23 protein-coding genes are annotated in these 26,928 nt (G+C 65.1%); 10 read left to right on the top strand and 13 right to left on the bottom strand.

The genetic code is table 11. The features are described 5' to 3' along the window. The first annotated feature begins 98 nt into the window (after nucleotides 1–98). From glpT to VL52_RS23120, 3 genes are all read left to right on the top strand, one after another. Nucleotides 99–1,442, top strand: coding sequence for a glycerol-3-phosphate transporter (gene glpT / locus VL52_RS04955; protein WP_046156002.1), 1,344 nt, complete (start codon nucleotides 99–101; stop codon nucleotides 1,440–1,442). Nucleotides 1,443–1,612: 170 nt separating this feature from the next. Next, entirely contained in the window at nucleotides 1,613–3,124 is a 1,512-nt protein-coding gene (gene glpD, locus VL52_RS04950) for a glycerol-3-phosphate dehydrogenase (protein WP_046156001.1), read from the top strand. Nucleotides 3,125–3,268: 144 nt separating this feature from the next. Then, nucleotides 3,269–3,925, top strand: coding sequence for a B3/B4 domain-containing protein (locus VL52_RS23120; RefSeq protein ID WP_144410162.1), 657 nt, complete (start codon nucleotides 3,269–3,271; stop codon nucleotides 3,923–3,925). 41 nt (nucleotides 3,926–3,966) lie between these two features. Here the strand turns inward: VL52_RS23120 and VL52_RS04940 are convergent, their stop codons facing one another. From VL52_RS04940 to VL52_RS04890, 11 genes are all read right to left on the bottom strand, one after another. Beyond that, nucleotides 3,967–5,589, bottom strand: coding sequence for a methyl-accepting chemotaxis protein (locus tag VL52_RS04940; protein WP_046156000.1), 1,623 nt, complete (start codon nucleotides 5,587–5,589; stop codon nucleotides 3,967–3,969). A gap of 131 nt (nucleotides 5,590–5,720) precedes the next feature. Further along, nucleotides 5,721–6,890, bottom strand: coding sequence for a sugar efflux transporter (locus tag VL52_RS04935; protein ID WP_046155999.1), 1,170 nt, complete (start codon nucleotides 6,888–6,890; stop codon nucleotides 5,721–5,723). Nucleotides 6,891–6,903: 13 nt separating this feature from the next. Beyond that, nucleotides 6,904–8,811 carry a Gfo/Idh/MocA family protein gene (locus VL52_RS23115; protein ID WP_052729162.1) on the bottom strand — a complete coding sequence of 636 codons (1,908 nt, stop codon included), beginning with the start codon at nucleotides 8,809–8,811 and terminating at the stop codon, nucleotides 6,904–6,906. Further along, nucleotides 8,805–9,731: a glycosyltransferase gene (locus tag VL52_RS04925; RefSeq protein ID WP_052729161.1), complete on the bottom strand. Its 927-nt coding sequence runs from the start codon at nucleotides 9,729–9,731 to the stop codon at nucleotides 8,805–8,807. The genes VL52_RS23115 and VL52_RS04925 overlap by 7 nt, the downstream gene beginning before the upstream one ends. A gap of 79 nt (nucleotides 9,732–9,810) precedes the next feature. Beyond that, nucleotides 9,811–10,935: an ABC transporter ATP-binding protein gene (locus tag VL52_RS04920; RefSeq protein ID WP_046155998.1), complete on the bottom strand. Its 1,125-nt coding sequence runs from the start codon at nucleotides 10,933–10,935 to the stop codon at nucleotides 9,811–9,813. Between the two features lies 1 nt (nucleotide 10,936). After that, nucleotides 10,937–12,454, bottom strand: a complete 1,518-nt coding sequence (gene nagZ / locus VL52_RS04915) for a beta-N-acetylhexosaminidase (protein ID WP_046155997.1) — start codon at nucleotides 12,452–12,454, stop codon at nucleotides 10,937–10,939. After that, complete coding sequence (locus VL52_RS04910; RefSeq protein ID WP_046155996.1) at nucleotides 12,451–13,311, bottom strand: carbohydrate ABC transporter permease; 861 nt, start codon at nucleotides 13,309–13,311, stop codon at nucleotides 12,451–12,453. The genes nagZ and VL52_RS04910 overlap by 4 nt, the downstream gene beginning before the upstream one ends. A gap of 9 nt (nucleotides 13,312–13,320) precedes the next feature. After that, nucleotides 13,321–14,190, bottom strand: a complete 870-nt coding sequence (locus VL52_RS04905; RefSeq protein WP_046155995.1) for a carbohydrate ABC transporter permease — start codon at nucleotides 14,188–14,190, stop codon at nucleotides 13,321–13,323. A 74-nt stretch (nucleotides 14,191–14,264) separates the two neighbouring features. Further along, nucleotides 14,265–15,512, bottom strand: coding sequence for an ABC transporter substrate-binding protein (locus VL52_RS04900; RefSeq protein ID WP_046155994.1), 1,248 nt, complete (start codon nucleotides 15,510–15,512; stop codon nucleotides 14,265–14,267). A gap of 81 nt (nucleotides 15,513–15,593) precedes the next feature. Further along, nucleotides 15,594–16,985, bottom strand: a complete 1,392-nt coding sequence (locus VL52_RS04895) for an OprD family outer membrane porin (RefSeq protein ID WP_046155993.1) — start codon at nucleotides 16,983–16,985, stop codon at nucleotides 15,594–15,596. A gap of 528 nt (nucleotides 16,986–17,513) precedes the next feature. Continuing rightward, entirely contained in the window at nucleotides 17,514–19,211 is a 1,698-nt protein-coding gene (locus VL52_RS04890; RefSeq protein WP_046155992.1) for a methyl-accepting chemotaxis protein, read from the bottom strand. Nucleotides 19,212–19,421: 210 nt separating this feature from the next. Between VL52_RS04890 and VL52_RS04885 the strand changes: the two genes are divergently transcribed. From VL52_RS04885 to VL52_RS04880, 3 genes are all read left to right on the top strand, one after another. Continuing rightward, nucleotides 19,422–21,395 carry a peptidase U32 family protein gene (locus VL52_RS04885; protein WP_046155991.1) on the top strand — a complete coding sequence of 658 codons (1,974 nt, stop codon included), beginning with the start codon at nucleotides 19,422–19,424 and terminating at the stop codon, nucleotides 21,393–21,395. 97 nt (nucleotides 21,396–21,492) lie between these two features. After that, entirely contained in the window at nucleotides 21,493–22,251 is a 759-nt protein-coding gene (locus VL52_RS24385) for a hypothetical protein (protein WP_144410161.1), read from the top strand. Between the two features lie 257 nt (nucleotides 22,252–22,508). Further along, nucleotides 22,509–22,727 (top strand): DUF7661 family protein, encoded by a 219-nt coding sequence (locus VL52_RS04880; RefSeq protein ID WP_046155990.1) that lies wholly within the window; start codon nucleotides 22,509–22,511, stop codon nucleotides 22,725–22,727. Between the two features lie 55 nt (nucleotides 22,728–22,782). Here VL52_RS04880 and VL52_RS04875 read toward each other — a convergent pair whose 3' ends face one another. Further along, nucleotides 22,783–23,553, bottom strand: a complete 771-nt coding sequence (locus tag VL52_RS04875) for an SDR family NAD(P)-dependent oxidoreductase (RefSeq protein WP_046155989.1) — start codon at nucleotides 23,551–23,553, stop codon at nucleotides 22,783–22,785. 104 nt (nucleotides 23,554–23,657) lie between these two features. Between VL52_RS04875 and VL52_RS04870 the strand changes: the two genes are divergently transcribed. Further along, nucleotides 23,658–24,017, top strand: a complete 360-nt coding sequence (locus tag VL52_RS04870) for a winged helix-turn-helix transcriptional regulator (protein ID WP_046155988.1) — start codon at nucleotides 23,658–23,660, stop codon at nucleotides 24,015–24,017. Between the two features lie 54 nt (nucleotides 24,018–24,071). Further along, the gene (locus tag VL52_RS04865) at nucleotides 24,072–24,470 is read left to right on the top strand and encodes an MAPEG family protein (RefSeq protein ID WP_046155987.1); all 399 of its coding nucleotides are present in this window, start codon (nucleotides 24,072–24,074) and stop codon (nucleotides 24,468–24,470) included. Between the two features lie 15 nt (nucleotides 24,471–24,485). Here the strand turns inward: VL52_RS04865 and VL52_RS04860 are convergent, their stop codons facing one another. Continuing rightward, on the bottom strand, nucleotides 24,486–25,403 hold the full coding sequence (locus tag VL52_RS04860; protein WP_046156101.1) for a LysR substrate-binding domain-containing protein: 918 nt from the start codon (nucleotides 25,401–25,403) through the stop codon (nucleotides 24,486–24,488). 83 nt (nucleotides 25,404–25,486) lie between these two features. Here VL52_RS04860 and VL52_RS04855 point away from each other — a divergent pair, with 83 nt between their 5' ends. After that, nucleotides 25,487–26,497 carry an MBL fold metallo-hydrolase gene (locus VL52_RS04855; RefSeq protein ID WP_052729159.1) on the top strand — a complete coding sequence of 337 codons (1,011 nt, stop codon included), beginning with the start codon at nucleotides 25,487–25,489 and terminating at the stop codon, nucleotides 26,495–26,497. Between the two features lie 50 nt (nucleotides 26,498–26,547). Further along, nucleotides 26,548–26,763, top strand: a complete 216-nt coding sequence (locus tag VL52_RS04850) for a DUF3079 domain-containing protein (protein ID WP_046155986.1) — start codon at nucleotides 26,548–26,550, stop codon at nucleotides 26,761–26,763. The last annotated feature ends 165 nt before the right edge of the window (nucleotides 26,764–26,928 follow it).

Genomic DNA, 26,928 nt, shown 5'->3' with positions numbered 1-26,928 from the left:
CGGCCCGCCGGAGCGATCCGCCCCTCGGGCGACGCCTTATGGTTTCGCCCGGGACGGTGGATGGCTGTTGTCCGCACCTCAACTCGGAAAGAAGTCCCATGATCAGTCTGTTCAAACCCGCGCCACACCTTCCTCCGCTGCCCGACGCGCAGCAGCACGGCCTGTACCGCCGGCTGCGCTGGCAGATCTTTCTCGGCATCTTCCTCGGCTACGCCGGCTACTACCTGGTCCGCAAGAATTTCTCGCTGGCCATGCCTTACCTGGTGGAGCAGGGCTTTTCGCGCGGCGACCTGGGCTTCGCGATGTCCGGCGTCGCCATCGCCTACGGCCTGTCCAAGTTCCTGATGGGCGCGGTGTCCGACCGCTCCAATCCGCGCGTGTTCTTGTCCGCCGGCCTGGTGCTGTCCGCCGCCGTGTTCCTGCTGATGGGCTTCGCCCCCTGGGCCACGTCCAGTGTCGGCGTCATGTTCGTGCTGCTGTTCCTCAACGGCTGGTTCCAGGGCATGGGCTGGCCGGCCTGCGGCCGCACCATGGTGCACTGGTGGTCGCAGAAGGAGCGCGGCGGCGTGGTGTCGATCTGGAACTGCGCGCACAACGTCGGCGGCGGCCTGATCGGCCCGCTGTTCATCCTGGGCATGGGCTGGTTCAACGACTGGCGCGCCGCCTTCTACGTGCCGGCCGCCGCCGCGATCGGCGTCGCCGTCTTCGCCTGGCTGACCATGCGCGACACGCCGCAATCGTGCGGCCTGCCGCCGGTAGAGGCCTACCGGAACGACTACCCGGAAGACTACAGCGACACCCACGAGCAAGAGCTGACCGCGCGCGAGATCTTCCGCAAATACATCCTGCCCAACAAGCTGCTGTGGTACATCGCGCTGGCCAACGTCTTCATCTACCTGCTGCGCTACGGCGTGCTGGACTGGGCGCCTACCTATCTGAAGGAGGTCAAGCACTTCTCGGTCGACAAGTCGTCGTGGGCCTACTTCTTGTACGAATGGGCCGGCATCCCCGGCACGCTGCTGTGCGGCTGGATGTCGGACAAGCTGTTCCGCGGCAATCGCGGCGCCACCGGCGTGTTCTTCATGGCGCTGGTGACCCTGGCCACCGTGGTCTACTGGCTGAACCCGGCCGGCAACCCCACCGTGGACATGCTGGCGCTGATCGCCATCGGCTTCCTGATCTACGGCCCGGTGATGCTGGTGGGCTTGCACGCGCTGGAACTGGCGCCTAAAAAAGCGGCTGGCACCGCCGCCGGCTTCACCGGCCTGTTCGGCTACCTGGGCGGCTCGGTGGCCGCCAACGCCGCGGTCGGCTACACCGTCGACCATTTCGGCTGGGACGGCGGCTTCGCGCTGCTGATCGGCTCCTGCGTCGCTGCCATCGTGCTGCTGGCGCTGACCACCTGGCATGGCCATCAACAGGGCAAGCTGGCCTCGGCTTGAGCGTGAGGGACGCGGCTGGCGATCCGTCGGACGCGCAAAAAACTATTCGCGTACATAAAACGCGCAAAATAAAACGTAAAACGAAAATATTGTGTTGTATTAAGGTTCGTTATTAATTATTCTGGGTAGTAAAGCTGGCAGGGCCAGCCCGGACTTTAGCGAGGTATGCGGTGGAAACTTACGATCTGGTAATCATAGGCGGCGGCATCAACGGCGCGGGCATCGCGCGCGACGCGGCCGGGCGCGGCCTGTCGGTGCTGCTGTGCGAGAAGGACGACCTGGCCTCGCACACGTCGTCGGCCAGCACCAAGTTGATCCACGGCGGCCTGCGCTACCTGGAATATTACGAGTTCGGCCTGGTGCGCAAGGCGCTGCAGGAGCGCGAGGTGCTGCTGAAGGCGGCGCCGCACATCATCTGGCCGCTGCGCTTCGTGATGCCGCACGCGCGCGACCAGCGGCCGGAGTGGATGATCCGCGCCGGCCTGTTCCTGTACGACCATCTGGCGAAGCGCGAAGTGCTGCCGGGCTCGGAAACCGTCAGCTTCGCCAGGCACCCGTCCGGCGCGCCGCTGAAGGACGCGTTCAAGCGCGGCTTCGTCTATTCCGACGGCTGGGTGCAGGACGCGCGGCTGGTGGTGCTGAACGCGATGGACGCCGCCGAGCACGGCGCGAAAATCCATGTCCGCACCGCCTGCGTCGCCGCGCGCCGCGACGGCGAGCACTGGCTGGCCACGCTGCAGCGCGAGGACGGCGGCCGTTTCGAGGTCCGCGCCCGCGCGCTGGTCAACGCCGCCGGCCCCTGGGTGCAGAGCCTGATCGAGGACAAGCTGGCGATGCCGTCCAGCAAGTCCATCCGCCTGGTCAAGGGCAGCCACATCGTGGTGAAGAAGCTGTTCGACCATCCGTTCGCCTACATCTTCCAGAACCCGGACAAGCGCATCATCTTCGCCATCCCGTACGAGAAGGATTTCACGCTGATCGGCACCACCGACGTCGAATACCATGGCGACCCGGCCCAGGTGGCGATAGACGGCGACGAGATCAACTACCTGTGCCAGATGAGCAACCGCTACTTCCACAGCCAGATCACGCCCGCCGACGTGCTGTCCACCTATTCCGGCGTGCGCCCGCTGCTGGACGACGCCTCCGACAACGCCTCCAGCGTCACCCGCGACTACGCGCTGGAAATGGACCTGCAGGGCGCGCCGCTGCTGTCGGTGTTCGGCGGCAAGATCACCACTTTCCGCAAGCTGGCGGAAGAGGCGGTGGACAAGATCGCGCCGCTGCTCGGCTGCGGCCAGGCCACCTGGACCGCCGGCGAGCCGCTGCCGGGCGGCGACATGCCGGGCGCCGATTTCGGCCTCTTCCTGCAAGGCCTGCGCCAGCGCCATCCGTGGCTGCCGGAGGCGCTGGCCGAGCGCTGGGCGCGCGCCTACGGCACCCGCGTTTCCAAGCTGATCGGCAAGGCGGACAGCCTGGCCGGGCTGGGCCAGGAAGTGCTGCCGGGCCTGTACGAGGCCGAGCTGGCCTACCTGGCGGACGCCGAATGGGCGGCCCGCAGCGAGGACATTCTGTGGCGGCGCTCCAAGCTGAAGCTGCATTTGCCGGCCAACGCCGCCGAGGTGGTGGACGCCTGGCTGGCCGCGCGCGCGCAGCCGTCGCGCGAGGCGCTGAGCGCCTGAGCGGTTTTCCCGATTAAACGCAGCCCGGTCCGTCGGGCGGTTTCGTTTCCGGCGCCGGCGCGCTAATGCCTCATTAAAAGCTTTCGTTTCACGGCCCTCCCCGTATTGGCTAGCATGGTTCCAATACCGATGATGGGAGCGAAGATGCGCATTGCCTTGAGTGAGGCCCTGCTGGGCCGGATGCCGGAAATGGAAGTCAGCGGGTTGTTGGCGCTGGACCTGGACGCGGCCGGGCTGCCGGACGCGGAGCTGGTGTTGCCGGCGCATGAGGCGGATCTGGACGCGCTATTGCTGCGCTGGAAGGAAATCTACCGGGCGCTGCCGGGCGACAAGAAGGCGCGCTGTTCGCTGGAGTATCTGGCCAAAGCGGCGCAAAAGGACAAGCTGCGCCGCATCCTGCCGCTGGTGGACCTGTATAACCAGGCCTCCCTGCTCAGCCTGGCGCCGTTCGGCGGCGAAGACATCGACAAGCTGGACGGGACGCTGCTGCTGGATCTGGCGCGCGGCGACGAAGCTTTCCTGCCCCTGGGCCGCGCCGAGGCGGAGCGCGCGCTGCCGGGCGAAGCCGCGTGGCTGAACGGCGGGCGCGAGGTGGTGTGCCGCTGCCTGAACTGGCTGGAGTCGGACCGTTTCAAATTGACCGAGTCCAGCCGCAACGCGGTGTTCGTCAGCGAGCGGCCGGATGGCGGCTTTCCGTCCGGCGAGGCCGGCATGGATTGGCTGGAGCGGCGGCTGGCGCCGCATGCCGGCCGGCTGCTGCGGTTCCGGCTGAACGCCGCCAATCCGGTTTTCTCGGCCTGACAGCGCGTTCCGCGCGTCGGTTTCGGACGCGCGGCGCCGCTTCACAGGCGGAACTTGCCCACCATGTCCTGCATGTGCGTGGACAGCCCGTTCAGGCTCACCACCGCGCCGTGCAGCTCGCCGGCGGCCAGGGTATTGTCGGCCACCATCTGCGACACCGTCTCGAAGCTGCCGGCGATGCTGTTGCACACGGTTTTTTGTTCCGCGATGGCGTCGCGGATCTGCACCACCCCGCCGCTGGCCTCCTGCACGCTGTCGTTGGCTGCCTGCAGGTTGGACATCACTGTTTCCATGGTGCCGCGGCTTTGCCGGGTGGCGTCCAGGCCGCTTTGCACCGTCGATCCCACCGATTGCGCGTTCTGGCTCAGCCGTTCCGTCACCAGCTTGATCTCGCTGGCGGCCTTGGCCGAGTTTTCCGCCAGCTTGCGCACTTCGTCGGCCACTACCGCGAAGCCGCGGCCCATTTCGCCGGCGCGCGCGGCCTCGATCGCCGCATTCAGCGCCAGCAGATTGGTCTGTTCGGCGATGTCGCGGATCTGGCTGGTCAAATGGCCGATGGCCTGGGTGCTGTCGCGGAAGGCCTGCGAGGCGGTGTCGACCTGGCCCATCACCGTGTCTATGGTTTCCGCCTGGCGGCGCAGCCGCGCCACTTCTTCCAGCCCCTCGCGTGTCTTCTGCGCGCTGTTGTGCGAATCCTCGCTGATGCGGGAGGTCTGATCGGCGATGGTGTCTATGCTGGTGGCCATCTGCTCCAGCGAGGCGGCATTGCTGGCGATGGCGTCGTTCTGCGTTTCGGCGCCGCTGGCCAGCGCGCGGGCGGAGCGGCCCAGCTCCTGGCTGGTGTCGCCCACCTGCCTGGCGGCCTGGATCAGCTCGCCTATCAGCGCGCCAAGATGGATGCGCACCGTTTCGCTGCAGGCGGCGATGCGGCCGATCTCATCCATTCGCCCGGGCTGGAACGGCCGGGTGAAGTCGCCGTCGGCCAGCCGCGTCAGATCGGCGACCACCTGGCGGGCGCGGCGGATGATGGTGGCGTTGACGTAATACAGGAAGAAGCCCAGCCCCAGCGCGGTGCCGATGGCCATGGCGACGCCCACCCGCCACAGCGCGGCGTTGGCGCTGGCTTCGGCATCGGCCGCGTCGGCCTGGGCGCGCTTGGCCAGCAGCTCGCTGGCCTGGGTCAGCAGCTCGGTCGGCGGGCGGTCCATGCCGGCCACCTGTTTGTCTCCGACCTTGGCGTCGCTGCCCGACTGTTTGAATGCCTCCAGGCCGCGGCGGTAGTCTTCGCCCATTTTCTGGTGGGCGGCGACGAATTGCTGCAGCAATTGCTGAGCCTGGGGATCCGATACCGACGCAGCCAGCGCGCTGCCCTCGTCGTGGACCTGGCCTTCCTTCTTCTCGAAATTGCCCCAGTATTTGGCCAGCTTGGCCGGGTCCTGGCCGCGCAACAGCGTGTCCTTCCACTCCTGCACCTGCTTCTTGAAGTCCACTTGCATGGTCAGCACCTGCCGCACGCTCTGCTGGTCGGCCGCCACCTGGTCGCGGAAGGTGCGGATGCCGCCCCATAGCTGGTACAGGGAAAACAGCGACGCGCACAACAGAATGGCGACCACCAGGCCGACGATGGCGGCCAGCTGCCCGGCCAGAGAGGTTTGGCGCTCCATGTGAAGCTCCCGACAAGAATGATTCTGTTCTAGTTGTAGGGTAGATTGTCCCTAACTAGGAAAGAATACTTAGCGGGGGCCTGGTTGTGGATAACTTGTCTTTTTGGCGATGGCTGTGGGTAAGTGGCAGGTCACTTCATTTGCGGGGCCAGCGCGCCGGCTGCGCGCGTCCTTTCCCCGCGCAGCCAGAGAAACAGCAGGCTAGCCAGCAGGCAGGCGGCGGAACATAGGGCGAGCGACGCGCGGTAGCCCCAGACCGCGGCGATGCCGCCGCCTATCAACGCGCCTAACGCCATGCCGGCGGATATCGCGTTGGAGTACAAGGTGGACGCGTAGCCCAGGCGTTCCCGGGCCAATCGCTGGCATAGCTGGAGTCCCGCGGTGGCGCTCAAGGCGATGCAGGCGGCAGGCAGCCATTGAAGCAGCAGAATGAGCTGCCAGGCATCCACCATGACAAATACGATGTAATAGCCCGCGCCCAGCATGGCGGCCGCCAGCAGCTGTTCTTCCGGCGGCCAGCGGCGGCTGATCTTGCCGGACAGCATCATCAAAGGAATCTCTATCGCGGCGGTTAACCCGAACAGCACCCCTGGCAGCCATGAGGGCGCATGCGGCTGCAGAGCCAGGTGGAGCGGCATCTGGATGATGTAATTATTGATTGCGACATAGAGCATCCCGATGCCGGCGGCCACCAGCCACATCGCTTTGCCGGGTTTGTCGTCGATCGCGGCCGCAGCGGGCGCGGTTTGCGGTTTATCGCTGGCGGGAAGCCGATGACTGGCCAGCCAGATCAGGCCATAGATGGCGATCAATAGCGCGAAAGCGGCCTGGTAGCCAAGGGCGGCGGCGATGCCGAATGAAAGAGGGGGGCCGATCACCCAGGCCAGGGACACCATGGCGCGCATGGAGCCCAGCATGCCCGCGCCGTTGCCCGACGACCGCGACGCCGCCAGCGCAAACAGTTGCGGCGCGGCAATCGAGGTCAGGCTGACCAGGGTCAGGCTGGCCAATGCCAGCCAGACCTTGTCGCGCAGCGTGGCGAAAGCGAGGAAGGCCAGCATGCCCGCCAGCGCGGATACGCGGATCAACCGTTGCCGCGGCCGGCCGTCGTCGGAGCGGGAGCCTATCCAGTGCGACGTCAGCATGGCGCAGCCGATGGACAGCGCCATATACACGCCGACGAAGCCGGGGCTGGCCCCCAGCTCGCGCACGAAGAAAGAGCTCTGCAGGGGATTGAACAGCGCGGTACTCATGCCTGTGAGGAAGATGCTGGCGAGCAAGGAGGAGTCGCGGAAGGTCATGGACGGCGTCCCATCAGTGGAATAAGGCCTGAGCCGGGGCGGGCAACGCGTAGAGCAGCGCGGCGAAGCGGAATGAGTGCGCCGGCTGCCAGTCGACATGATGCGCCGGCAGCCGGGCCAGCCAGCTCAACTGCCTGAGGGCAGCTTCCGGGTCCGGTCGCAGCGCGGCGGCCAGCCACGCCTCTGGCACGATGAACTCGGCCATGCCGCGCAGCGAAGCATGGGCCTGGATCGCGTCGGCTTCGCCGCGCCGGATGCGCATCTCGATGCGGGGGCCATTCGACCACTGCAGGTCGAGGCGGATATCGTCCCGCTGGTTTGGGCCGAACCGCAGTTCGACCGGCGCGTCGGGCCAGTCGGCGAGCAGGCCGCACAGGGCCAAGGCGTCAGCCAGCCGATCCGCGGGCGCCGCGGTAGTCCATTCCCATCGCAGTGTTTCCAACTGCTTGGGAGGCAGCGACTGCCGGAGCGCGTCGCGAATATCGGCGCGATAGCCGGCGGGAAGGCCGCTTTTCAGCCAGGGGCTGGAAAGATCGGGCCGCGGGCCGTTCCGCAGCAGCAGCTGGGCGAGGCGGGAAGGGGGCAGATAAGCGGGCAGGCCGGCCGCCAGCGTCTCCTCCAGTTGCCGGGGCAGCTCGGAGTCGTTGCCGGCGGCGTATAGGCAGGCGGGTGCGGCCGGCATTGCCGGGAGCGTGTCCAGATGGATTCCCGCCATCGTTTTGGACGCCGGCAGCGCGGCCGCCGGCGTGCCTTGCTCTTGCCGCCACGCGATGAGCGGAGGCGCGCCGAGAGCGGCGCGGGCCGCTGCCATCCAGGGCTGGGCGGACAAGGGCTGGAACGACGCGTCCAACTGCGCGGATCCGCCGTTGGATATGCGCTCGCACAGCTCGGTGGCATGGATCGCCAGTTCGCCGCCGCATAGCAACGGGGAATGATTGCGGATCGCCAGGCAAAGGTTGGCGATACCCATGCATTGATCCATTTCCATGCCGTAATCGTGGATAAAGCCCGCGCCGCGCTCAGGCGCGATGGTCCGGCTCTCCACGTGTTGGCCGTCGCCCAGGGGCCGGCGGCGGGCAAGGCGCAGCGGGGAAAAATAGTCCCAGCAGTCTTCCAGCGCCAAGCTGCCCTCATCGCCATGAATGGCGATGCTTCTGTCCGCGATGTCGCATACGATGCCGCAGGTGAGATGGCCGGTGACGCCATTGGCGAAATCCAGCACGCTGGTGGTGAAGTCGGGCGAGGGGCCGGGGGGAAGCGGCGCCCCCGCAACCCGCTTGTCGGGGATCGCCGTCCGGGTGAGGCTGTTCACCGATTTGACCGGGCCGAACCAGGCCAGCGCGATGGACAGCGAATAGGCGCTGTGCTCGGCGGTGCAACCGGTTTCGAATTCGTTGGCGTAGGGCCAGCCCACGCCCAGCGGGTTGATCCAGCGCTCCGGCCTGGCCAGGTCGACGCGGAAATCATGCATGGACAGATGCAGGAAACGGGGGCGGCCGATCGCGCCTTGTTCCAGCAGCTGCGCCGCCAGCGTCACGGCAGGGCTGAGCAGGCAGGACGGCGCGGCGCCGAGCAGCACACCGTGAAGCTGGGCGACCCGCTGCAAGATCCTGGCCTGTTCGCCGGTCATCGCCAGCGGTTTTTCGCTGTATAGGTGCTTGCCGGATCGCAGAATGCGCAGATTGGCGTCGAAATGCTGTTGCGGAGGGGTCAGGTTGACGACGATATCGATGTCGGGATCCGCCAGCAGATCCTCAAAAGACGGATAGGCGCGGACATGGAAATGCGCCGCCCAGCGCGAGGCGCGCCGATCATCGGTATCGTAGCCGCCGCATATCGAGAACAGGGCGCGGTGGTTGAATGCCGCCATCGCGTAGTAATAGGCCATGTAGCCGCAGCCGAGAATGGCGACGTTCAGCATAGCGCGCTTTCCACCGGCGCCGCGCGGGCTGGGCGCGACAGGTAGGCGTTGACGTCCAGCGGCTTGCTGTTGGCCGCCAGGCAGTCCAGGTATGCGAGCAGCTGCGGTTGCGGATAACGCGCGGCCAGGCGGCGCAGCGTGTCGGCGACGCGCTGTTCGCGTTGCGCATTGGAGGCCACCTCCTCCTGGTGCGGGAGGTGAATAGATCGGCATTCGCGATCCAGCGTCCAGTGCGCATCCGGGCTGTTGAACAGGCGAATGGCGAGGTCGAAATCCTCGCCTCCCCATTGGCGGAAATCATCGTCGAAGCCGCCCGCTTCATGAAAATGCGCGCGCTCCAGCGAGACATGGCAGGTCCAGAACACGTCGAACGGCACCGGCCAGACGGAAAGATCGTCGCCATGGCGCAGATAGCGCCCCTCCCGCACATCGGCCACCCGCATGGCGCGCAATGCGGCGATGGATGCTTCGACCCGCTCTGGATCGACGCGGCTGGGCCAGTCGGGATCGGGGCTGGGGCCGCCCCACTCGGTGTGCAGGGTCTGCGCCATATAGCCGTAGACGTAGCCAATCACGATTTGACGGGGGCGCTCGGCATGGCGGCGGCAATGCGCGGCCAGTCCCGTTTCCGCCAATAGCACGCCGGAGTCCAGAAATAGAATGATGTCGCCGCTTGCCGCCGCGACGCCCTGATTGCGCGCGGTGGCGGCGCGGAAGCCCTGGTCGGGTTGCCATAGGTATTGCAGGGACAGCGCGGAGGCGAACCGGGAGGCGACTTGTTCGGTGTCGTCGGATGAGCCGTCGTCGCAGACGATCACTTCGAACTGGCGGCGCGGCAGGGTTTGTCGTTCCAGGGCGCGAAGCGAGGCGGCCAGCAGCGCCGAGCAATTGTAGGTGGGAATGACGATCGAAATTTTCATGATGGCCGGAAGGTATATTTCGATAAGGCCGGTTTCGCGGTGACGATTCGGAAACCGGCGGCGCGTGACGCGAAGCGAGTCAGCTTGTGGCCGTTTCTTGCGGCCTTTCCTGGATGGGCAGCGGGTCACGCCTCGCCAGCGCCAGCCCGTCGCCGCCGAACAGGTGGCAATGGCGCGGGTCCGGCGCCAGGAAGCGGCGCTCGCCCGGGCGCGGCTCGGCCTCGTGGCCGGGCAGTTTCAGCGCGATGGTCTCGCCCTCGCCTTCGTGGCGCAGGTAGACGATCTGCTGGTCGCCCAGATGCTCCACCAGCTGCACCGTCGCCGGCAGGCCGGATTCGGCGAAGTAAAGGTGCTCGGCGCGCACGCCCAGCGCCAGCGGGCCGCCGCCGGCGTCGGCCAGCGGCAGCGCCAGCCGGAATGCGCCCGGCAGCTCCAGCTCCACGCCGCCTGAATGTTGATCCAGCGCCCGCGCCGGGATGAAGTTCATCTTGGGCGAGCCGAGGAAGCCGGCGACGAAGCGGTTGGCCGGGTGGTTGTACAGCTCCAGCGGCGTGCCCACCTGCTCGATGCGGCCGGCGTTGAACACCGCGATGCGGTGGCCCATGGTCATCGCCTCCACCTGGTCGTGGGTGACGTAGATCATGGTGCTGCCCAGCTCCTGGTGCAGCCGCGCCAGCTCGATCCGCATCTGCACCCTGAGCGCGGCGTCCAGGTTGGACAGCGGCTCGTCGAACAGGAACACGCCGGGTTTCCTGACGATGGCGCGGCCGATGGCGACGCGCTGGCGCTGGCCGCCGGACAGGGCCTTGGGCTTGCGCTCCAGCAGGTGCTCGATCTGCAGCGTCAGGGCGGCGCGGCGCACCGCGGCGTCGATCTCGGCCTTGCTGTGGCCGGCCAGCTTCAGGCTGAAGGCCATGTTGTCGCGCACCGTCATGTGCGGGTACAGCGCGTAGCTCTGGAACACCATGGCCAGGCCGCGGCGGGCGGGCTCGACGTCGTTGGAGAGCTTGTCGTCTATCCACAATTCGCCGGCGCTGATGTCCTCCAGCCCGGCGATCATCCGCATCATCGTCGATTTGCCGCAGCCGGACGGACCGACGAAGACCATGAATTCGCCGTCGCGGATGTCCAGGCTGACGTCGTGGATCACGGCGTTGCCGTCGTCGTACACCTTGCGGATGTGTTTCAGCGAGAGTCGGGACATCTCATTGCTCCTGATGGGGTTGGCCCAGGTCCACCGGCAGCCGGCCGGCGGCGGCGATCTCGCCGGCCAGGCAGCGGCTGGCCGCGAAGAGCGCGGCGTCGGCGAAGCCGTAGCTGATCAAGGCCGGCGCGGCGATGTCGGCGGCGGCGTAGGGATTCCATAATGCCAGATGCAAGTCCGGTTTCCAGCTTTGTTGCTCGCGCCGGCCGTAGCGCTCGCGCGTGGTCGAGGCCAGCACGGTGAACAGGCCATCCTGCGGCAGCGTCGGCCAGGCCAGCGCGGCGCGCTCCTTGAAGCGGACGATTTCCAGCGCGTGGCGCCGGGACAGCGCGGCGATCAGCGCCTCGGCCGCCAGGCCTTCCTCGGACACGCCGTCGGACGGCGCCTGGTCCTGCACCACCAGCCGCAGCCGCTGGCCGGCGGGCAGGATGGGGACTTCGCCATGGGCGGTCAGCGCGCGGCGCCAGGCGTCGGCGAACAGCGCCTCGTCGGCCGCGCGCTGTTCGGCGGCGTAGTCGTAATCGTCCAGGCTGGGATAGCGGCGGATCAGCGCGTCCACCCGCGCGGCGGCTTGGGCGAGGCGTTGTTCGGCCAGTTCGCCGCTTCGCAAGGCGGCGCGCACCGCGTCGAAGCTGGCTTCCATCTCGTCGGCGAACTGCAGCACCAGCGCGAGGTCCGCCCCGGCTTTCAGCGTCTGCACCGCGCCGGCCGGCTGGCCCCAGCGCTCGCGTATCGCTTTCATGTTCAGCGCGTCGGTGATGGCCACGCCCTGGAAGCCCAGTTCCTGCCTGAGCAGGCCGGTGAGAATGGCCGGCGACAGCGTGGCCGGCCATTCGGCGTCCAGGCTGGGGAAGCGGATGTGGGCGCTCATCAGCGCCGGCGCGTGGGCGGACAGCGCCTTGAACGGCGCCAGCTCGTAGTCGCGCAGCTCGGCCTGCGGCTTGTCCACCACCGGCAGGTCGAGGTGGGAGTCGGTATGGGTGTCGCCGTGGCCGGGGAAATGCTTGACGCAGCAGGCGACGCCCTCGGCCAGATGGCCGTCCATCCAGGCGCGGGCCAGGGCGGCGGCGCGCGCCGGATCGGCGCCGAAGGAGCGTTCGCCTATCACCGGATTGGCCGGGTTGTTGTTCAGGTCCAGCACCGGCGCGAAGTTCCAGTTGACGCCCAGGCTCTTGATGCCGCGCGCCACCGCGCCGCCCACCTTGCGCGCCAGGTCCTCGTCGCCGACGGCGGCCAGCGCCATCGCCGCCGGTGCCTGCGGCAGGAAGCGGGTGCGCATCACCGCGCCGCCTTCCTGGTCGAGGGCGATCAGCAGCTCGTCGCCGAGCGCGCGTTTCAGGTCCGCCGCCAGGCGGCGGGTGGAGGCCGCGTCCGGCACGTTGCGGCGGAACAGGCAGACGGCGCGCACGCGCATTTTCCGCAGCCGCGCCGCTTCTTCATCGCTCAATGCCGGGCCCGCCACGTCCACCATCAGGCAGCGGCCGGCCAGCTGGTCCAGTTGTTCCTTGCTCAGGGTCATTTCACCGCTCCATCGAATCCGCGCAGGAAATAGCGCTGGGTGAACAGGAATACGATCAGTATGGGCAGCACGGTCAGCACCGCGCCGGCCGCCACCACCCGCGTCTTGAAGCTGAAGGCGCCGGCCAGGTAGAGCACGCCGACCGACAGCGGAAACTTGTCCGGGCTGGACATCACGATGGACGGCCAGATGTACTGGTTCCACGCCGACACCGTGGTCAGGATGGTCAGCGCCGCCAGCGCCGGCCGCGCCAGCGGCAGCATGATGCGCCAGAAGATCTGCCACTCCGACGCGCCGTCGACGCGGGCGGCGTCGATCAGATCCTGCGGCACCGCCTCGAACGCCTGCTTGAGCAAAAAGATGCCCACCGCGCCGGCCAGCGTCGGCAGCACCACGCCGCTGTAGCTGTCGGTCAGCTGCAGCTTGGACACGGTGATGAAGTTGACCAGGAAGTTGACCTCGCTGGGCAGGATCATGGTGGCGAGGATGGCGCCGAACACCAGCCGGCGGCCGGGAAACTTCATGCGCGCCAGCGGGTAGGCGGCCAGCGCGCTGACCAGCAGCGTGCCAGCCACCGTCAGCGCGGCGATGGCGAAGGAGTTGCGGTAGAAGGCCAGGATGTCGATGCTGGACACCGCCTCGCGAAAATGGTCCAGCGTCGGCGCGGTGGGCAGCAGCGGCGGCGGGAAGGCGAATACCTCGCCGTCGCCGGACAGCGCCGTCACCAGCGTCCACCAGAACGGGTAGACGGTGATCAGCGCGATCGCCGACAGCGCCAGGTAATGGACGGCCCGCGCGGCCAGCCGGTCCGCCCGCGCGCGGACGGCGGGAGCGGCCAGGGTGGTGGAGTGGTTCATCGCGTCTCCTCAACGGTCTCGCGGTTGCAGGTAGCGGAAGTTCAGCCAGGCCAGCGCGATGCAGAACGCCGACATCACCAGGCTGGCGGCCAGCGCGCGGCCGAAATTCAGCGACTTGATGCCGAACTCGTAGGCGTAAAACAGCGCGGTGTAGGTGGACTGCATCGGCCCGCCCTTGGTCAGGATCTGCACTTCCTCGAAGGCCTTCACCGCCGCCAGCACCGACATCACCGAGCACAGCAGGATGGTGGGGGCCAACAGCGGCACGGTGATGCGCCAGAAGCGCTGCCAGCGGCCGGCGCCGTCCAGCTGCGCCGCTTCGTAGACGTCGGCCGGGATCGCTTGCAGGCCGGCCAGGTACAGCACCATGTACCAGCCGATGCCGCGCCAGACGGTGATGAACATCACCGCGAACAGCGCGATGTGATCGTCGGAGAGCCAGCCTACCGGATCGTTGATCAGATGCAGCCAGCGCAGCGCGGCGTTGAGCACGCCGTCCTCGGTGTACATGAAGTTCCAGATGATGCCGATCACCGATACCGAGGTGACCACCGGCAGATAATAGGCGGCGCGGAACAGCTTGATGCCGGGCAGGTTGTTGTTGACCAGCACCGCCAGCAGCATCGCCAACAGCTGGATAATCGGCACCACCAGCAGGTACAGCGCCGAGTTCTTCAGCGCCGACAGGAACAGCTCGTCGCCGAACAGCTCGCGGAAATTGTCCAGGCCCACCCATTGCGGCGCGTCGATCAGGTTGTAGCGGGTGAAGGCGAGGAAGGAGCCGAAGCCCACCGGCCAGAACGAGAACGCGGCCAGCAGCAGCAATGCCGGCGCCAGGAACAGATAGGCCTGCAGCGTGGTCTTGCGGGGTTTGCGCATATGAAGTGCCACCGAGTCTGAAAGAGAGGCGGCCCGCCGCCGGCGAGGGCTGCGGGCGCGGACAAAGGCCGGTCTTACAGCTTGCCGTTCCAGTAGGCGGCGGCCTCGTCCAGCGCGGCCTTGGCATCCTGGCGGCCGGTCACCGCCTTTTCCACCGCGGCCGACAGCCTGGCCGACAGCGTGTCGGCGTTTTTCACCGACAGGAACAGAGTGCGGGTCTTGTCCAGATTGGCGGCGGCGATGCCGACCGCGCGCTCGGCCGGCCCGGCGTTGGCGGCCACTTTCTGGAAGTGCGGGTCTTGCGCCGCCTTGCGCGCGGTGGGCAGCGTGCCGGCCAGCTTGGCGAAGGCCAGTTGGTTGTCGGCGTTGGTCAGGTAGTTGCCGAACTTGCCGATCTCCGGCAGCAGCGCCTTGTCCACGTTGCGGGCCACCGCGAAGTTGAACATCCAGCCGCCGGCGGCGATGCCGGTGGGGCCCAGCGGCGCTGCGGCGACGCGAGTGTCGCGGTAGACCTTGGGCGCTTCGTCGCGGACGCGGGTCAGCGCGGTGGGGCTGGATTCCAGCATCGCCATGCGGCCGCTGTTGTAGGCGGCCATCGCCACCTGGAAGTTGTCCTGGACGAACAGATTGTCTTTCATCAGCGCGCCGGCCTTGTAGGCTTCGGCCAGCTTCTTGACGAAGGCGATGTGGGCCGGGCTGTTGAACGCCGGCTTGCCGTCCTTGATCACATCGAGGCCGTTTTGCAGGAACAGGCCCTCGATCTTGGTCGGCCCCATCTTGGGCGCGAAGCCGGCGGCGCCGGTCTTGGCCTTGATCACCTTCGCGTACTGCAGCTCCTCATCGAAGGACTTGGGCGGCTTGTTCGGGTCCAGGCCGGCTTTCTTGAACAAGGCGGCGTTGTAGGCGATGACATCCGCGCCGTTATAGTGCGGGAAGGCATAGGCCTTGCCGTTGAAGGTGACGTCCTTCAGCGCGCCGGCCACGTACTGATTCTTGTCGATCAGACCATCCAGCGGCTGGATCAGGCCCTCCTGCTGGTAGTCGTAGGCCCAGGGCACGTTCAGGTTGACCAGCGCCGGCGGCTTGCCGGCGCCGACGGCGGCGGTGAACTTGGCCTGGATCACGTCCCAGGGATAATCGGTCCACTTCACTTCCACATTCGGATGCTGGGCGTTGTACTTGCTGACCAGTTCCTTGAAGTAGCCGTCGAACTTGGGCGACAGGCTCATGGTCCACACCTCCAGCACCGGTTTGTCGGCGGCGTGGGCGAACAGGGGGGCGGCGGCGATCAGCAGCGACAGGCTCAGGGTTTTCAGTTTCATCGTGTTTTTTCTCCTTTTCGGCTTCGCTTATCGGAACCGATAGGCGAAGCGGCCGGCACTGGCATGCCGGCCACTGGTGGATCAGAAGGTCTTGCTGTAGGAAGCGATCACTTTCACGTCGTTGCGGTCTTTCTTGCCGTAGAAGTCGCCGGAGCGGAACCAGGCCGGGTAGACGCCGATGCTGGCGCCCTTGAGCCATCCGCTTTGCACCGAGTAGCTGGCGCTCAGGTCGATCTCATGCGCCTTGCTGTCGGGCGCGCCATTCGGATTCTTCAGACCGGTGGCGTAGTTGCCGCTGGCGCCGACGCTGACGCCGGGCAGGCCTTGCTTGGAAAGGTCGTAGCTGACGCCGATCTTCACGACTCGCGTGCCGTCCCAGACGAAGTCGTCGTCCTGGCCCCAGGTCTGGATGAAGTTGCGGTTGTCGCTGTTGCCGTATGGCGTCAGGCGGAAATTGACTTCGCCGCCGTCCGGATTGCGGCTTTTGCCGAGGCCGCCCATCAGTGTCAGGCCGCCGGTGGTGTAGCTGACGCTGGCGCTGGCGTGGCTGGCGGTTTGCGAGTTCTTCATGCCCAGCTGGGCTTCGTCCTTGCCTTGGAAGTAGTAGCCGACGCCGGTCAGCGTGTCGCCGCCGGCGAGTTTCCAGGTGTAGGAGCCGGCGATCTGCGCGGTGCGGCGGTAGTCCTTGCCTTCGCCGAAGCCGAGGTCGATGAAGGCGTTTTCCGGCGCGTAGCGGAAGCCTATGCTGTTGACGTAATCTATTTTTTTGGCTTGGCTGCCGTTGCTGCGGCCCTGCTCCCAGGAATTGGTCATATCGCGGAAGCGGTAGTCCCACTCGTTGCGGAACTGGTCGGCCCAGCCGTAGCCCAGCTCGAAGTCGCCGATCTTGTACTTGGCTTCCAGGCCGCGGTAGGAGTGGGACTGCAGGCCGCCGGAGGTGCCCATGGTTCCGATGCTGATCGGGGTGTAGCCGGCGCGGGCGGAAAAGCCCTGGCCGTCCGGACTCTGGCGGAACTTCATCGCGGCCTGGCTCAGCACCGCGTCGCTCTTGTCCCGGCCGCCGCCGCCCTCCGCCGGATCGCTCATGTCGTTGTAGTCGTGGTACAGCACTTCGGAAAAGCCGATGCCCTTGGTCAGTCGCAGCGAGGTATGGGCGGCTGCGTCGAAGCCCAGCACATTCCAGGCGTAGCCGGATTTGAAGTTCAGTCCTAGGTTCAGCGCGTTGACGCGGATGTCGCCGCCATTGCTGTTGTTGGGTTGTTTTTCCTGCCGGTCGCGGCCGTAATACAGTGCGCTGAAGGTGGTTTCCGATTTGGTCAGCAGGTCATAGACGTCGCTTTCCGGAATGGCTTGCGCGGTGCCTTTCAGCGCGGGGCCGTCGCTGCCGGGAGGGACGGACGATTCTTCCGCCGCGAGGGCGTGGCCGGACAGCACGGCCATGATTGCCAGGAATAAAACGCGTTTCTTGTGCATGAGATTGCTCCAGGTCCGATTGCCGAATTCAGGGGTGGACGTCCTGGAGGCACGTTAGCTGGTCTTATATTGGTCTTCAATTGGTATGAGACAATTCTGGTTAAAATCGAATGGCATGGCGTTGCAATGTTGCCATGCAAGGTAATAAATTTAATAAAAACCTAATAAATGATAATTGTTGGCAATAAATATGATGTTAATTAGCAAATAATCGCAATTTAAGTATGAGTGGTGATGGGTTTGGAATGATGGATGATTGACTGCGAAAATAAGCCAGTAAAATACCAATGCTTGATGTTCTAAATGGAACTGAGATGTTCGAATTGCGGATGTTGCACCGCAATATTCACAGGCAGAAAGATGCCCGCGCGAGGCGGGCCAAAACGAGAGAGGAAGGTTCAAGGGGGAGGCGGGCCTCCCCTAAGGAAAGGTGCGGCGGCTGTCGGCAAGGTGCGTGATTCCGTGTTGAGCCTGTCTGATCGGCCTTCTGGCCCACAAGCCAAGTATTGCAGTCGGGTTCCGCCGCGCTCAGGCCTGCCAGGCGGTGGCGGTCAACGATTGCGGCGTCCGGTCCGAGGCCGGCGGCTGGCCGCCGGCCGGCAGCTTGAAGCGGCTGATCGCCGCCTGCAGCGCGCCGGCCATCTGTTCCACCTGGCCGGCGGCCTCGGCGGTTTGCGTCGCGGCGGCGCTGGTTTCCTCCGACATCTGCGCCACTTGCTCGACATTGGCGGCGATGCTGGTGCCGGCCTGCTGCTGTTCGTTCAGCGAGATCGATATCGTGGACAAGGAGCCCTTCACCCGGTCGACATTGCCGGCGATGCCGGTGATCGCCTCGCGGGCGCTGCTGGCCTGGGTCAGCCCGGTTTCCATCTGGTCCACCGTGTGATGGATGTTGTCGACCACGTGCTGGCTGCAGTCCAGCATCTCGCGGATGCTGCCGCTGATTTCGGTGGTGGACTGCGCGGTGCGTTCCGACAGCTTGCGCACCTCGTCGGCCACCACGGCGAAGCCGCGGCCCTGCTCGCCGGCGCGCGCCGCCTCGATCGCCGCGTTCAGCGCCAACAGATTGGTCTGTTCGGCCACGTCGCGGATCACCTGGATCACGTTGGCGATCTCCTGCGAGCGGCTGCCCATCAGGTCGGCCTGCTGCTGCGAGGAGCGCGCCTGCTCGGCGACGCGGCCTATCGTTTGCAGCGTCTGGTCGATGATGGTCTCGCCCTGATGGGCCAGTTCGCCGCTGGATACCGAATCCTTGGCCACGTCGGCGGCGGTGTCGTTGACCGAGCAGATGCTGACCGACAGCTGTTCCACCGACGCCGACATCGACGACGCGGCGCGGGTTTGCTCCTCGGCGCTGGTCGCCACCTGTTCCGACGCGGCGGCGAGCTCGGTCGCGCTGTTGGACAGCCTGAGCGTGATGTCCTGCATATTGCGCACCAGCTGGATCAGCGCGCTCTGCATCCGCGCCATCGAGGCGACGACGCTGTGATGGTCGTCCGGCTTCACCGTCAGCTTTTGGCCCAAGTCGCCTTCGGCGATGCGTTCGGCCAGCGCCACCACGTCGCGCGGCTCGCCGCCCAGTTCGGATAGCAGCCCGCGCACGATTATCCAGGCCAGCAGGAAACCCACCACCACGCCGACGGCGATCAGCGCGATATTGGCGGCGTGGCTGAAGGCGGCGCGCTGCTGCGACTGGGCGAATTCCTCAGCCGCCACCCGCAGTTGCAGGTCCACCAGCGCGGCGATGCGCTGCGACACCGGGTCCAGCGCGGGATACATTTCCCTATCGACGTAATGTTGCAGCGCGGCCGCGTCGCCGCTCTGCACGATCTGCCGCAGCTTGTCCACGCTGCGGTTGGCGTTGGCCATCGCCGCCTCGGCCTGGTCGGCCAGTCCCTTTTCCTCCGGGGTCAGATAGGTGGCGCGGTAATCGCTCCATTGCTGCCTGACATCAAGTTGCGCCTTGTGCAGATTGGCTAGGAAGCCGGCGGTGGTCTGGCTCTGGTTGCGCAGCTTCTGCGCATTGTCGACGATGCCGACGGCGTAGCCGTCGCCGACGATCTTCAGTTGCTTCAGGCAGACCACGCGGTCGTTGTAGGTGGTGGCGAAGTCGCCGAGTATGCCTTCCTGGGTGTGCAGGCCGTACCAGCCGACCAGCAAGGGGATGGCCAGCAGCGCGCAGACCATGACAGCCAGGCGCCGGGCGATGGTGAGGGAGTTGAACATGAGGGACTCGCTGCTATGGGCGGGGACTGGGCCCCGATACTCTTCGGAGTAGCAGCCGCCGCGAGGGCAAGCAATCTGGATACAGTATTTTAAGTAGTCGTACCTAGAACGGGACAGCGCAATCGGCTGCTATCTATAAGCCCATGATTCCGTTATAATTCCGCCCCCACCCAACCACGCATCGTACCCATCGATCAGCCCGGAACCGCCATGAGCCTGCTGCCGCACCAAGTCGAACTGCTGTCGCCCGCCAAAACCGCCGAAATCGGCCGCGAAGCCATCCTGCACGGCGCCGACGCGGTGTACATCGGCGGGCCGTCGTTCGGCGCGCGCCACAACGCCTGCAACAGCGTGGAGGACATCGCCGGGCTGACCGCCTTCGCCCGCCGCTACCACGCGCGCATCTTCGCCACGTTGAACACCATCCTGCACGACGCCGAGCTGGAAGGCGCGCGCAAGCTGATCTGGCAGTTGTACGATGCCGGCGTCGACGCGCTGATCATCCAGGATATGGGCATCCTGCAGATGGACCTGCCGCCGATCCAGCTGCACGCGTCCACCCAGTGCGACATCCGCGACGCCGACAAGGCGCGCTTCCTGTCCGACGCCGGCTTCAGCCAGATCGTGCTGGCGCGCGAGCTGACCATTCCGCAGATCCGGAAGATCGCCGACCGGGTGGCCGATTCCGCCGCCATCGAATACTTCATTCACGGCGCGCTGTGCGTGGCCTTCTCCGGCCAGTGCTACATCAGCCACGCCGACAACGGACGCAGCGCCAACCGCGGCGACTGCTCGCAGGCCTGTAGGCTGCCGTACACGCTGACCGACGAAAAGGGCGGCGTGGTGGCCTTCGACAAGCATTTGCTGTCCATGAAGGACAACAATCAGAGCGCCAACCTGGAAGCGCTGCTGGACGCCGGCGTGCGGTCCCTGAAGATCGAGGGCCGCTACAAGGACGTGTCCTACGTCAAGAACATCACCGCCCACTACCGCCTGTTGCTGGACGAGATCTTCGAGCGCCGCCCGGAACTGGCGCCGGCCGCCAGCGGCAGCAGCGAAATCTACTTCACGCCGGATCCGGACAAGACCTTCCATCGCGGCGCCACCGACTACTTCGCCACCGGCCGCAAGCAGGACATCGGCGCCTTCGATTCGCCCAAGTTCGTCGGCGTCGGCCTGGGCACCGTGCACAAGGTCGGCGACGCCTGGCTGGAGATCGCCACCGCCGAGCAGATGTCCAATGGCGACGGCATCAACTTCATGAAGAAGCGCGAAGTGGTGGGCATGCAGCTCAATACCGTCAAGCAGGTGGGCAAGGCCGAGGGCGGGCTGCTGGTGTGGCGCTGCGAGCCGAATGACCCGGCGGCGCTGCAAGGGCTGAAGCCCGGCGTGGACATCAGCCGCAACCGCGACCACGCCTGGGAGCTGGCGCTGCTGAAGAAATCGGCCGAGCGCCGCGTCGGCGTCTGGGCCTCGCTGTCCGAAACCGCCGATGGACTGGAACTGACGTATACCGACGCCGACGGCTGCAGCGCCAGCGCCCGCGCCGAGCTGGCGTTGGAGCCGGCCAAGGACGCTGCCCGCGCCGAGCAGAGCCTGCGCGACGCCGCCGCCAAGCTCGGCAACACCATGTTCCAGGCGCACGACGTCGCGCTACATCTGAGCCAGCCGTGGTTCGTGCCGGCCTCGGTCATCAACGGCCTGCGCCGCGACGCGGCGGAAAAACTGGAAGCCGCCCGCGCCGCCGCCTGGGTCCGCCCCGAGCGCAAGGCCGCCGTGGAGCCGCCGGCGGTCTTCCCGCAGAAGGAGCTCAGCTATCTGGCCAACGTCTACAACGCGCTGGCCTGGGACTTCTACAAGCGGCACGGCGTGGAGGTGATAGAGCCGGCCTACGAGGCGCATCAGGAAGAGGGCGAGGTCAGCCTGATGATCACCAAGCACTGCCTGCGCTTCTCCTACAATCTGTGCCCGAAGCAGGCCAAGGGGGTGAAGGGCGTGATGGGCCAGGTGCGCGCCGATCCGATGATCCTGAAGTCCGGCGACGAGACCTATACGCTGAAATTCGAGTGCCGCCCTTGCGAGATGCACGTGATGGGCAAGATGAAGAAGCATATTCTGAAGTCGCCGCCGCCGAGCGAGATTCCGGCTTCCGCGCCGATGACTTTCTTCAAGCAGCGGCCGTAGAGCTGCTGTGGTGGCATTAATTTAATCAAGTATTATGAAGGCAAGCTTGTATAGCTTGCCTTTTTTTTGTCAATTTTCTATTGGATAAAGGTTTGCTATGGAAAAGAAGGCTTGGTTAAGTAAGGAGGTTTTTGATTGGTATGTCAGTTATGAAGGGGGGCGCTTCATTCCAGAGGGAAATTTTGCACGAGCTTATGAAATTTGGAAGCATGCTGAAAGAATATTATTAAGTGGTGATAGTGAGTTTCATAGGGCCGATTCAATATTGACGCTTAAGCGATGCCTAAATCAAAGACTTAAATTTATAGAGCAAGTTTATAATCTGCGACAGATTGCGTTGCCAAATTCTCCAAGGGGATATTTGGAATATTTGGAAACATTTAATGTCATTAGACCGTTGATGTTGAAAAAGCTATTGGAAGTCAGAAATGATATTGAGCACAATGATGCTGAGCCACCTGGCATGGAAAGGTGTTTAGAGCTACTGGATATGTGTTGGTATTTTTTGAAATCAACAGATGGTTTCTTGAGGTGTCGTAGGGATAATATTTTATACAACAGATTGGATGAAAATGAAGAGGAAAGCCATTATGGATTTGGAGTTAAGATTATTTATGATTTAAGCCATAAGATCGAAATGTCAGGATGGTTTCCAAGTGAACTTATTCATATGACGGAAAGCAGTGATAGTGTTGGTATTGTTATTGACATCATGCATACAAAAGAGGAAAAGTGTATGAATGATTTTTATCACAAAGAAAAATTAGCAGATGATATATGGATTGTTGGCTATTTGGATTGTGATGTGAAAGTCAGATTCAATATCATAAAGGATGCTTTGAATGCAAATAATTAATATGTTTATAAGGTTAATAGCTGTTTTGTATGTGATTATTTAAATGTTGGCGCAGGCCAATGGACGTGTTTTTCTTTTGTGTAGCTAAAAGAAAAAGAGAGACTCAGCAGCACTGCATAATTCTGTTTTCAAAACCATTCTAAGGAGCGACTATCACTTTGTTCAAGCAGACGCGGTTTGACCGTGGGTGATTGACATTGCGCCGACGATAGTCAGTCTGTAATCATGAACCATTGAGCGCAAACGGAGGCTGGTGCATGCAAACGTATCGATTCACGGTCTACGGCCAGATCATCGCGGTGGAGCGGCATGGCTCCGGCTGGCGGACTTTCCTGCCCGGCAATGACGGCAAGCGCCGGCCCGCCGATTTCGTCATCCCGGATTGGGTGACGGAAGATGGCCTGATGCAGTACCTGGAAGACCTGCTTCACGAGAACGCGACGCCGCGCAACGGCGACGTCAGGCAGCTCGATTGAGGCGCTCGCTTGCAGAGCGGGTCGGCCACAGGCCGCGCCCGCCGATTATTCCCGTCTAATTCCTGCCCGCCATCACGCCGCCGTCCACGTCCAGCACCGTGCCGGTGATCCAGCCGGCCTTGTCCGACAGCAGAAACTCGATCGCGTCGGCCACGTCGTCCGCGGTGCCGATGCGGCCCAGCGGGTGGAAGCCGTTGAAGCCGGCCAGCGTCGCCGCGATCTGGTCTTCGGCGATGAAGGATTTGTAGATGCTGGACAACACCACCGCCGGCGCCACCGCGTTGACGCGGATGCCGTCGTCGGCCAGTTCCATCGCCATATGCTGGGTCAGCGCGTGCAGGCCGGCCTTTTGCATCGAGTACGCCGACGACGGCGTGGCCTTCACCGCCTGGCGCGCCCACATCGAGCCGATGTTGACGATGGCGCCGCCGCCGTGGCGGCGCATATTGCGCGCCACCGCCTGGCTGATGAAGAAAAAGGCCTTGTTGATGTCCAGCTGGCGGTCGTAGTCCTGTTCGCTGTGCTCCAGGAAGCTCACCGGCTGGAAGTAGCCGGCGGCGTTGACCAATTCTCCGATGGCGCGCGGCTCGGCATCCAGTCTGGCGATGAAGGCGCGCACCTGTTCCGGTTGGTAGAGGTCCACCGCGGAGGTTTCCACCTTGCCGCCGGTGTCAGCTTCCAGTTCCGCCTTGGCGGCGGCCAGGCGCAGGGTGCTCTGGGCCAGGAGCAGCACTGTCCGGCCCTGGCGCAGCAGACGGCGCGCGCTTTCCTTGCCCATGCCGCTGGAGCCGCCGACGATGATGGCGAGAGTGGGGGAATGTGTCATGCTTGCGTTCCGTGGGTTGAGGAGATGGCCGCAGCTTAAAAGCGCGGCAAATCCTTGAACAGCAGGCACAAATTGGTAAGCCACTTACTTTTTGGTACATCTCGATGAAGGCGCAGGAAAAAAAATTCTCCCGAAAATCGCCGCCGGAGCGCAGCGCGCGCATGGTGGAAAGCATCTATGGCTGCAAATGGTCGCTGACGGTCTACCAGTTGCTGGCGAGCGGCATCAATCGCCCCGGCGAAATGGTGCGCCAGGTGGAGGGTTTGAGCACCAAGGTACTGAACGAATGCCTGCGCCGCAATATGGAATTCGGCATCCTGGAGCGGGTGGCGTTTGACGAATCCCCGCCCAGGGTTGAATACCGGGTCACCTCGTTTGGCGGCAAGTTCGTGCGGGTGCTGGATGAGCTGGAAAAGCTGCAGCAGGAGCTGGATCGGGAGGAGGGGCAGCCGGCGGAATCTTGAGACGCGCCGTCCCGCCCGGTTTTGATCACGCAGGACCACCAGAAAGGGAAAACGATGATTTACCCGATGTTCGCGCTGGTATTGCTGACCTTTTTCGTCGGCGTCCGCCTCGGCGCCTGCCGTTTCGCCAACGCCCGCTCGGGGCGGGTGAAAGGCAGTTACTACCGGCTGATGCAGGGCGACGCGCCGCCGGACGGCGAATTGAAGCTGGCGCGGAATTTCTCCAATCTGTTCGAGGCGCCGGTGCTGTTTTACGTGTTCGGCGCCATCGTCATCGCCAAGAATCTGGCCGGGGCCGTCCCGCTGGGATTGGCTTGGTGCTACGTGGCGGCGCGCGTCGCGCATTCCGCCATCCATCTTTCCTACAATCACCCGATACACCGTTTCCTGGCCTTCCTGGCGTCCAACATCCTGCTGCTGGCGATGTGGGGCTGGCTGGCGGTGGCGTTGTAGCGGGGGGGGGAGTTTTCAGCGTCCGGCGATGTCCAGGATCTGCGCTTCCAGCCAGTCCAGCCCGGGGTCGCCGCCGCTGGCGGCGTGGCGGATCAGCGAGACGGTGAACGGCGGCAGATCCAGCGGCGGCGGACTGGCGCGCAGGCCGTGGCTGGCGGCCCATTCGTCGGCCAGCGCTTCCGGCACGGTGGCCAGCAGGGGCAGGGCTTTCAGCAGCGGCGGCAGCGAGGCGAAGCGGGAGGCGGTGTGGCTGACCACGCGCGACAGGCCCCGCTCGGCCAGCGCCCGGTCCGCGGCGCCCTGGCGCGCGCCGCGGTAGCTGACCAGCGCGTGCTCGTGGGCGAGGTAGTCGTCCAGGCTCAGCGGCGCGGACAGCGGCAGCTGCTTGGGATCGTAAACGACGGCGAAGCCCATCGAGCGCAGCGGCCGGGTCTGCTGCCAGGCCGGTCCGGGGACGAACACCGATACCCCCAGCTCCATCCGGCCCTGCTCCAGCATCGCGCTGCCGGTGAACGGGTCGGTGGTCTCCAGCGCGACGCGCAGTTTGGGCGCCAGCGCGCGCAGCCGCGGCAGCAGCTTGGGCGCCAGCCAGATTTCCACCCAGTCGCTCATGCCCAGCGAAAACGCGCGGGTGGCGGAAGCCGGCTCGAACGCGGGCGCGGCGAACAGCAGTGTTTGCAGTTGTTCCAATAAGGGCGTCAGTTCGGCCTGCAAGGCCAGCGCCCGGGCGGTGGACGCCATGCCCTGCGGCACCCGCACCAGCAATTCGTCGTCGAACAGCTCCCGCAGCCGGGCCAGCGCGCCGCTGACCGCCGGCTGGCCCAGATGCAGGCAGGCGGCGGCGCGCGACACGCTGCGCTCGCGCAGCAGCACGGCGAGCGTGACCAGCAGGTTCAGGTCCACGCCGCGGAAATCTTTTTCCCTGATACTCATCATCATTCCAATCGATTTGAATGGCATGGTCGGGCGCTGCATCATCGGGACACTTGAACTCCCCGCCCGGAAAGGAATACCCCATGCGCTTCATGTCCACACCATACCATGCCGCCGCCCGCGCCATCCGCCTGCTGCCGCTGGCCATCGCCCTGGCCGGCGCCGCCGCCGCGCCGACCCTGGCGGCCGAGCTGTCCCCGCCGGCGCAGGCGCGCGTCCAGGCGCCGGGATTCTACCGGATGATGCTGGGTTCTTTTGAAGTGACCGCGCTGTCCGACGGCACGGTGGCCGTTCCGCTGGACCAGTTGCTGCATAATCCGCCGGCCGACACCGCGCGCCGGCTGGCGCAGGCCCACCTGGGCACGCAGGCGGAAACCTCGATCAACGCCTTCCTGATCCATACCGGCAGCCATCTGGCGCTGGTGGACACCGGGGCCGGCGACCTGTTCGGCCAGGCCGGCGGCCAGCTGTTGGACAGCATCCGGGCGGCCGGCTACCGGCCGGAAGACATCGACACGGTCTTGCTGACCCACATCCATGCCGACCATTCCGGCGGCCTGACGCGGCAAGGCAAGCGGATGTTCCCCGCCGCCGACATCCGGGTGAGCCAGCGGGACGTGGATTTCTGGCTGAATCCGGCCAATGCCGGCAAGGTGGCCAAGGAAGAGCGCCACTCCTTCGCCGATTCCGAGGCGGCGCTGCGGCCCTACATCGAGGCCGGCCGGCTCAAGCCGTTCGACGGCGAGACGGAGCTGCTGCCCGGCATCCGCGCGGTTTCGGGCGCCGGCCATACGCCGGGGCACACGCTGTACGAGGTGCAGAGCGAAGGCAAGAAGATGTTGCTGTGGGGAGATCTGATCCACGCGCAGGACGTGCAGTTCGCCAAGCCTGGCGTGACCATACGCTTCGACGTGGACGCCGCCGCCGCCGCCAAGCAGCGCCTGGCGCGGATGGACGAGGCCGCCCGCCAAGGCTGGCTGGTGGGCGCCGCCCATATCCGCTTCCCTGGCCTGGGCTATGTCCGCCGCGACGGCGCCGGCTACACCTGGCAGCCTGCGCCGTATAGCCTGGCGGGGCTGAAGCCGGCGCGCTAGCCTTATTCCAGATCAATGCCGATGGATGGGAGCGGCCGCACAATGACACCATGCGATCCTCCGTCCCCGGCACCGCCAAGAAGTTTCCCCTCCATCCCCGCCATCCCGAGCGCATCTGCTGGGGTTGCGACAAGTATTGCCCGGCTGCGGACATGGCTTGCGGCAACGGCAGCAGCCGCACCCAGCACCCGGCGGAGATTTTCGGCGACGACTGGTTCGAGCCGGATCCCGGCGCGAATGATGCCGGAGCTGGCCGGGATGGATAGCGGGAGAGCAATGAAAAACGGGACGCATGGCGTCCCGTTTTCTTTGCAGCGGCGCGCTTAGCAGCGGCCTTTTTTCGCCTGTCCAGGCGGGCAGAAATTGCCGCGGCCATGGTGATGATGACGGTGGTGGCGCTTGCGGTAGCTGCGCTCTTCGCGCGGTTCCGG

Origin of the sequence: Chromobacterium vaccinii, from assembly GCF_000971335.1 — a bacterium.
GTDB classification, from domain to species: Bacteria; Pseudomonadota; Gammaproteobacteria; order Burkholderiales; family Chromobacteriaceae; genus Chromobacterium; species Chromobacterium vaccinii.
The sequence above is the reverse complement of the archived record's forward strand: the minus strand, read 5'-3'. Positions and strand labels throughout refer to the sequence as shown.

Excerpts from the sequence above, each read along its gene's own strand:
- glpT (WP_046156002.1), top strand. The coding sequence starts at position 99 with ATGATCAGTCTGTTCAAACCCGCGCCACACCTTCCTCCGCTGCCCGAC.
- VL52_RS23120 (WP_144410162.1), top strand. The coding sequence starts at position 3,269 with ATGCGCATTGCCTTGAGTGAGGCCCTGCTGGGCCGGATGCCGGAAATG.
- VL52_RS04940 (WP_046156000.1), bottom strand. The coding sequence starts at position 5,589 with ATGGAGCGCCAAACCTCTCTGGCCGGGCAGCTGGCCGCCATCGTCGGC.
- VL52_RS04935 (WP_046155999.1), bottom strand. The coding sequence starts at position 6,890 with ATGACCTTCCGCGACTCCTCCTTGCTCGCCAGCATCTTCCTCACAGGC.
- VL52_RS23115 (WP_052729162.1), bottom strand. The coding sequence starts at position 8,811 with ATGCTGAACGTCGCCATTCTCGGCTGCGGCTACATGGCCTATTACTAC.
- VL52_RS04925 (WP_052729161.1), bottom strand. The coding sequence starts at position 9,731 with ATGAAAATTTCGATCGTCATTCCCACCTACAATTGCTCGGCGCTGCTG.
- VL52_RS04920 (WP_046155998.1), bottom strand. The coding sequence starts at position 10,935 with ATGTCCCGACTCTCGCTGAAACACATCCGCAAGGTGTACGACGACGGC.
- nagZ (WP_046155997.1), bottom strand. The coding sequence starts at position 12,454 with ATGACCCTGAGCAAGGAACAACTGGACCAGCTGGCCGGCCGCTGCCTG.
- VL52_RS04910 (WP_046155996.1), bottom strand. The coding sequence starts at position 13,311 with ATGAACCACTCCACCACCCTGGCCGCTCCCGCCGTCCGCGCGCGGGCG.
- VL52_RS04905 (WP_046155995.1), bottom strand. The coding sequence starts at position 14,190 with ATGCGCAAACCCCGCAAGACCACGCTGCAGGCCTATCTGTTCCTGGCG.
- VL52_RS04900 (WP_046155994.1), bottom strand. The coding sequence starts at position 15,512 with ATGAAACTGAAAACCCTGAGCCTGTCGCTGCTGATCGCCGCCGCCCCC.
- VL52_RS04895 (WP_046155993.1), bottom strand. The coding sequence starts at position 16,985 with ATGCACAAGAAACGCGTTTTATTCCTGGCAATCATGGCCGTGCTGTCC.
- VL52_RS04890 (WP_046155992.1), bottom strand. The coding sequence starts at position 19,211 with ATGTTCAACTCCCTCACCATCGCCCGGCGCCTGGCTGTCATGGTCTGC.
- VL52_RS04885 (WP_046155991.1), top strand. The coding sequence starts at position 19,422 with ATGAGCCTGCTGCCGCACCAAGTCGAACTGCTGTCGCCCGCCAAAACC.
- VL52_RS24385 (WP_144410161.1), top strand. The coding sequence starts at position 21,493 with ATGGAAAAGAAGGCTTGGTTAAGTAAGGAGGTTTTTGATTGGTATGTC.
- VL52_RS04880 (WP_046155990.1), top strand. The coding sequence starts at position 22,509 with ATGCAAACGTATCGATTCACGGTCTACGGCCAGATCATCGCGGTGGAG.
- VL52_RS04875 (WP_046155989.1), bottom strand. The coding sequence starts at position 23,553 with ATGACACATTCCCCCACTCTCGCCATCATCGTCGGCGGCTCCAGCGGC.
- VL52_RS04870 (WP_046155988.1), top strand. The coding sequence starts at position 23,658 with ATGAAGGCGCAGGAAAAAAAATTCTCCCGAAAATCGCCGCCGGAGCGC.
- VL52_RS04865 (WP_046155987.1), top strand. The coding sequence starts at position 24,072 with ATGATTTACCCGATGTTCGCGCTGGTATTGCTGACCTTTTTCGTCGGC.
- VL52_RS04860 (WP_046156101.1), bottom strand. The coding sequence starts at position 25,403 with ATGAGTATCAGGGAAAAAGATTTCCGCGGCGTGGACCTGAACCTGCTG.
- VL52_RS04855 (WP_052729159.1), top strand. The coding sequence starts at position 25,487 with ATGCGCTTCATGTCCACACCATACCATGCCGCCGCCCGCGCCATCCGC.
- VL52_RS04850 (WP_046155986.1), top strand. The coding sequence starts at position 26,548 with ATGCGATCCTCCGTCCCCGGCACCGCCAAGAAGTTTCCCCTCCATCCC.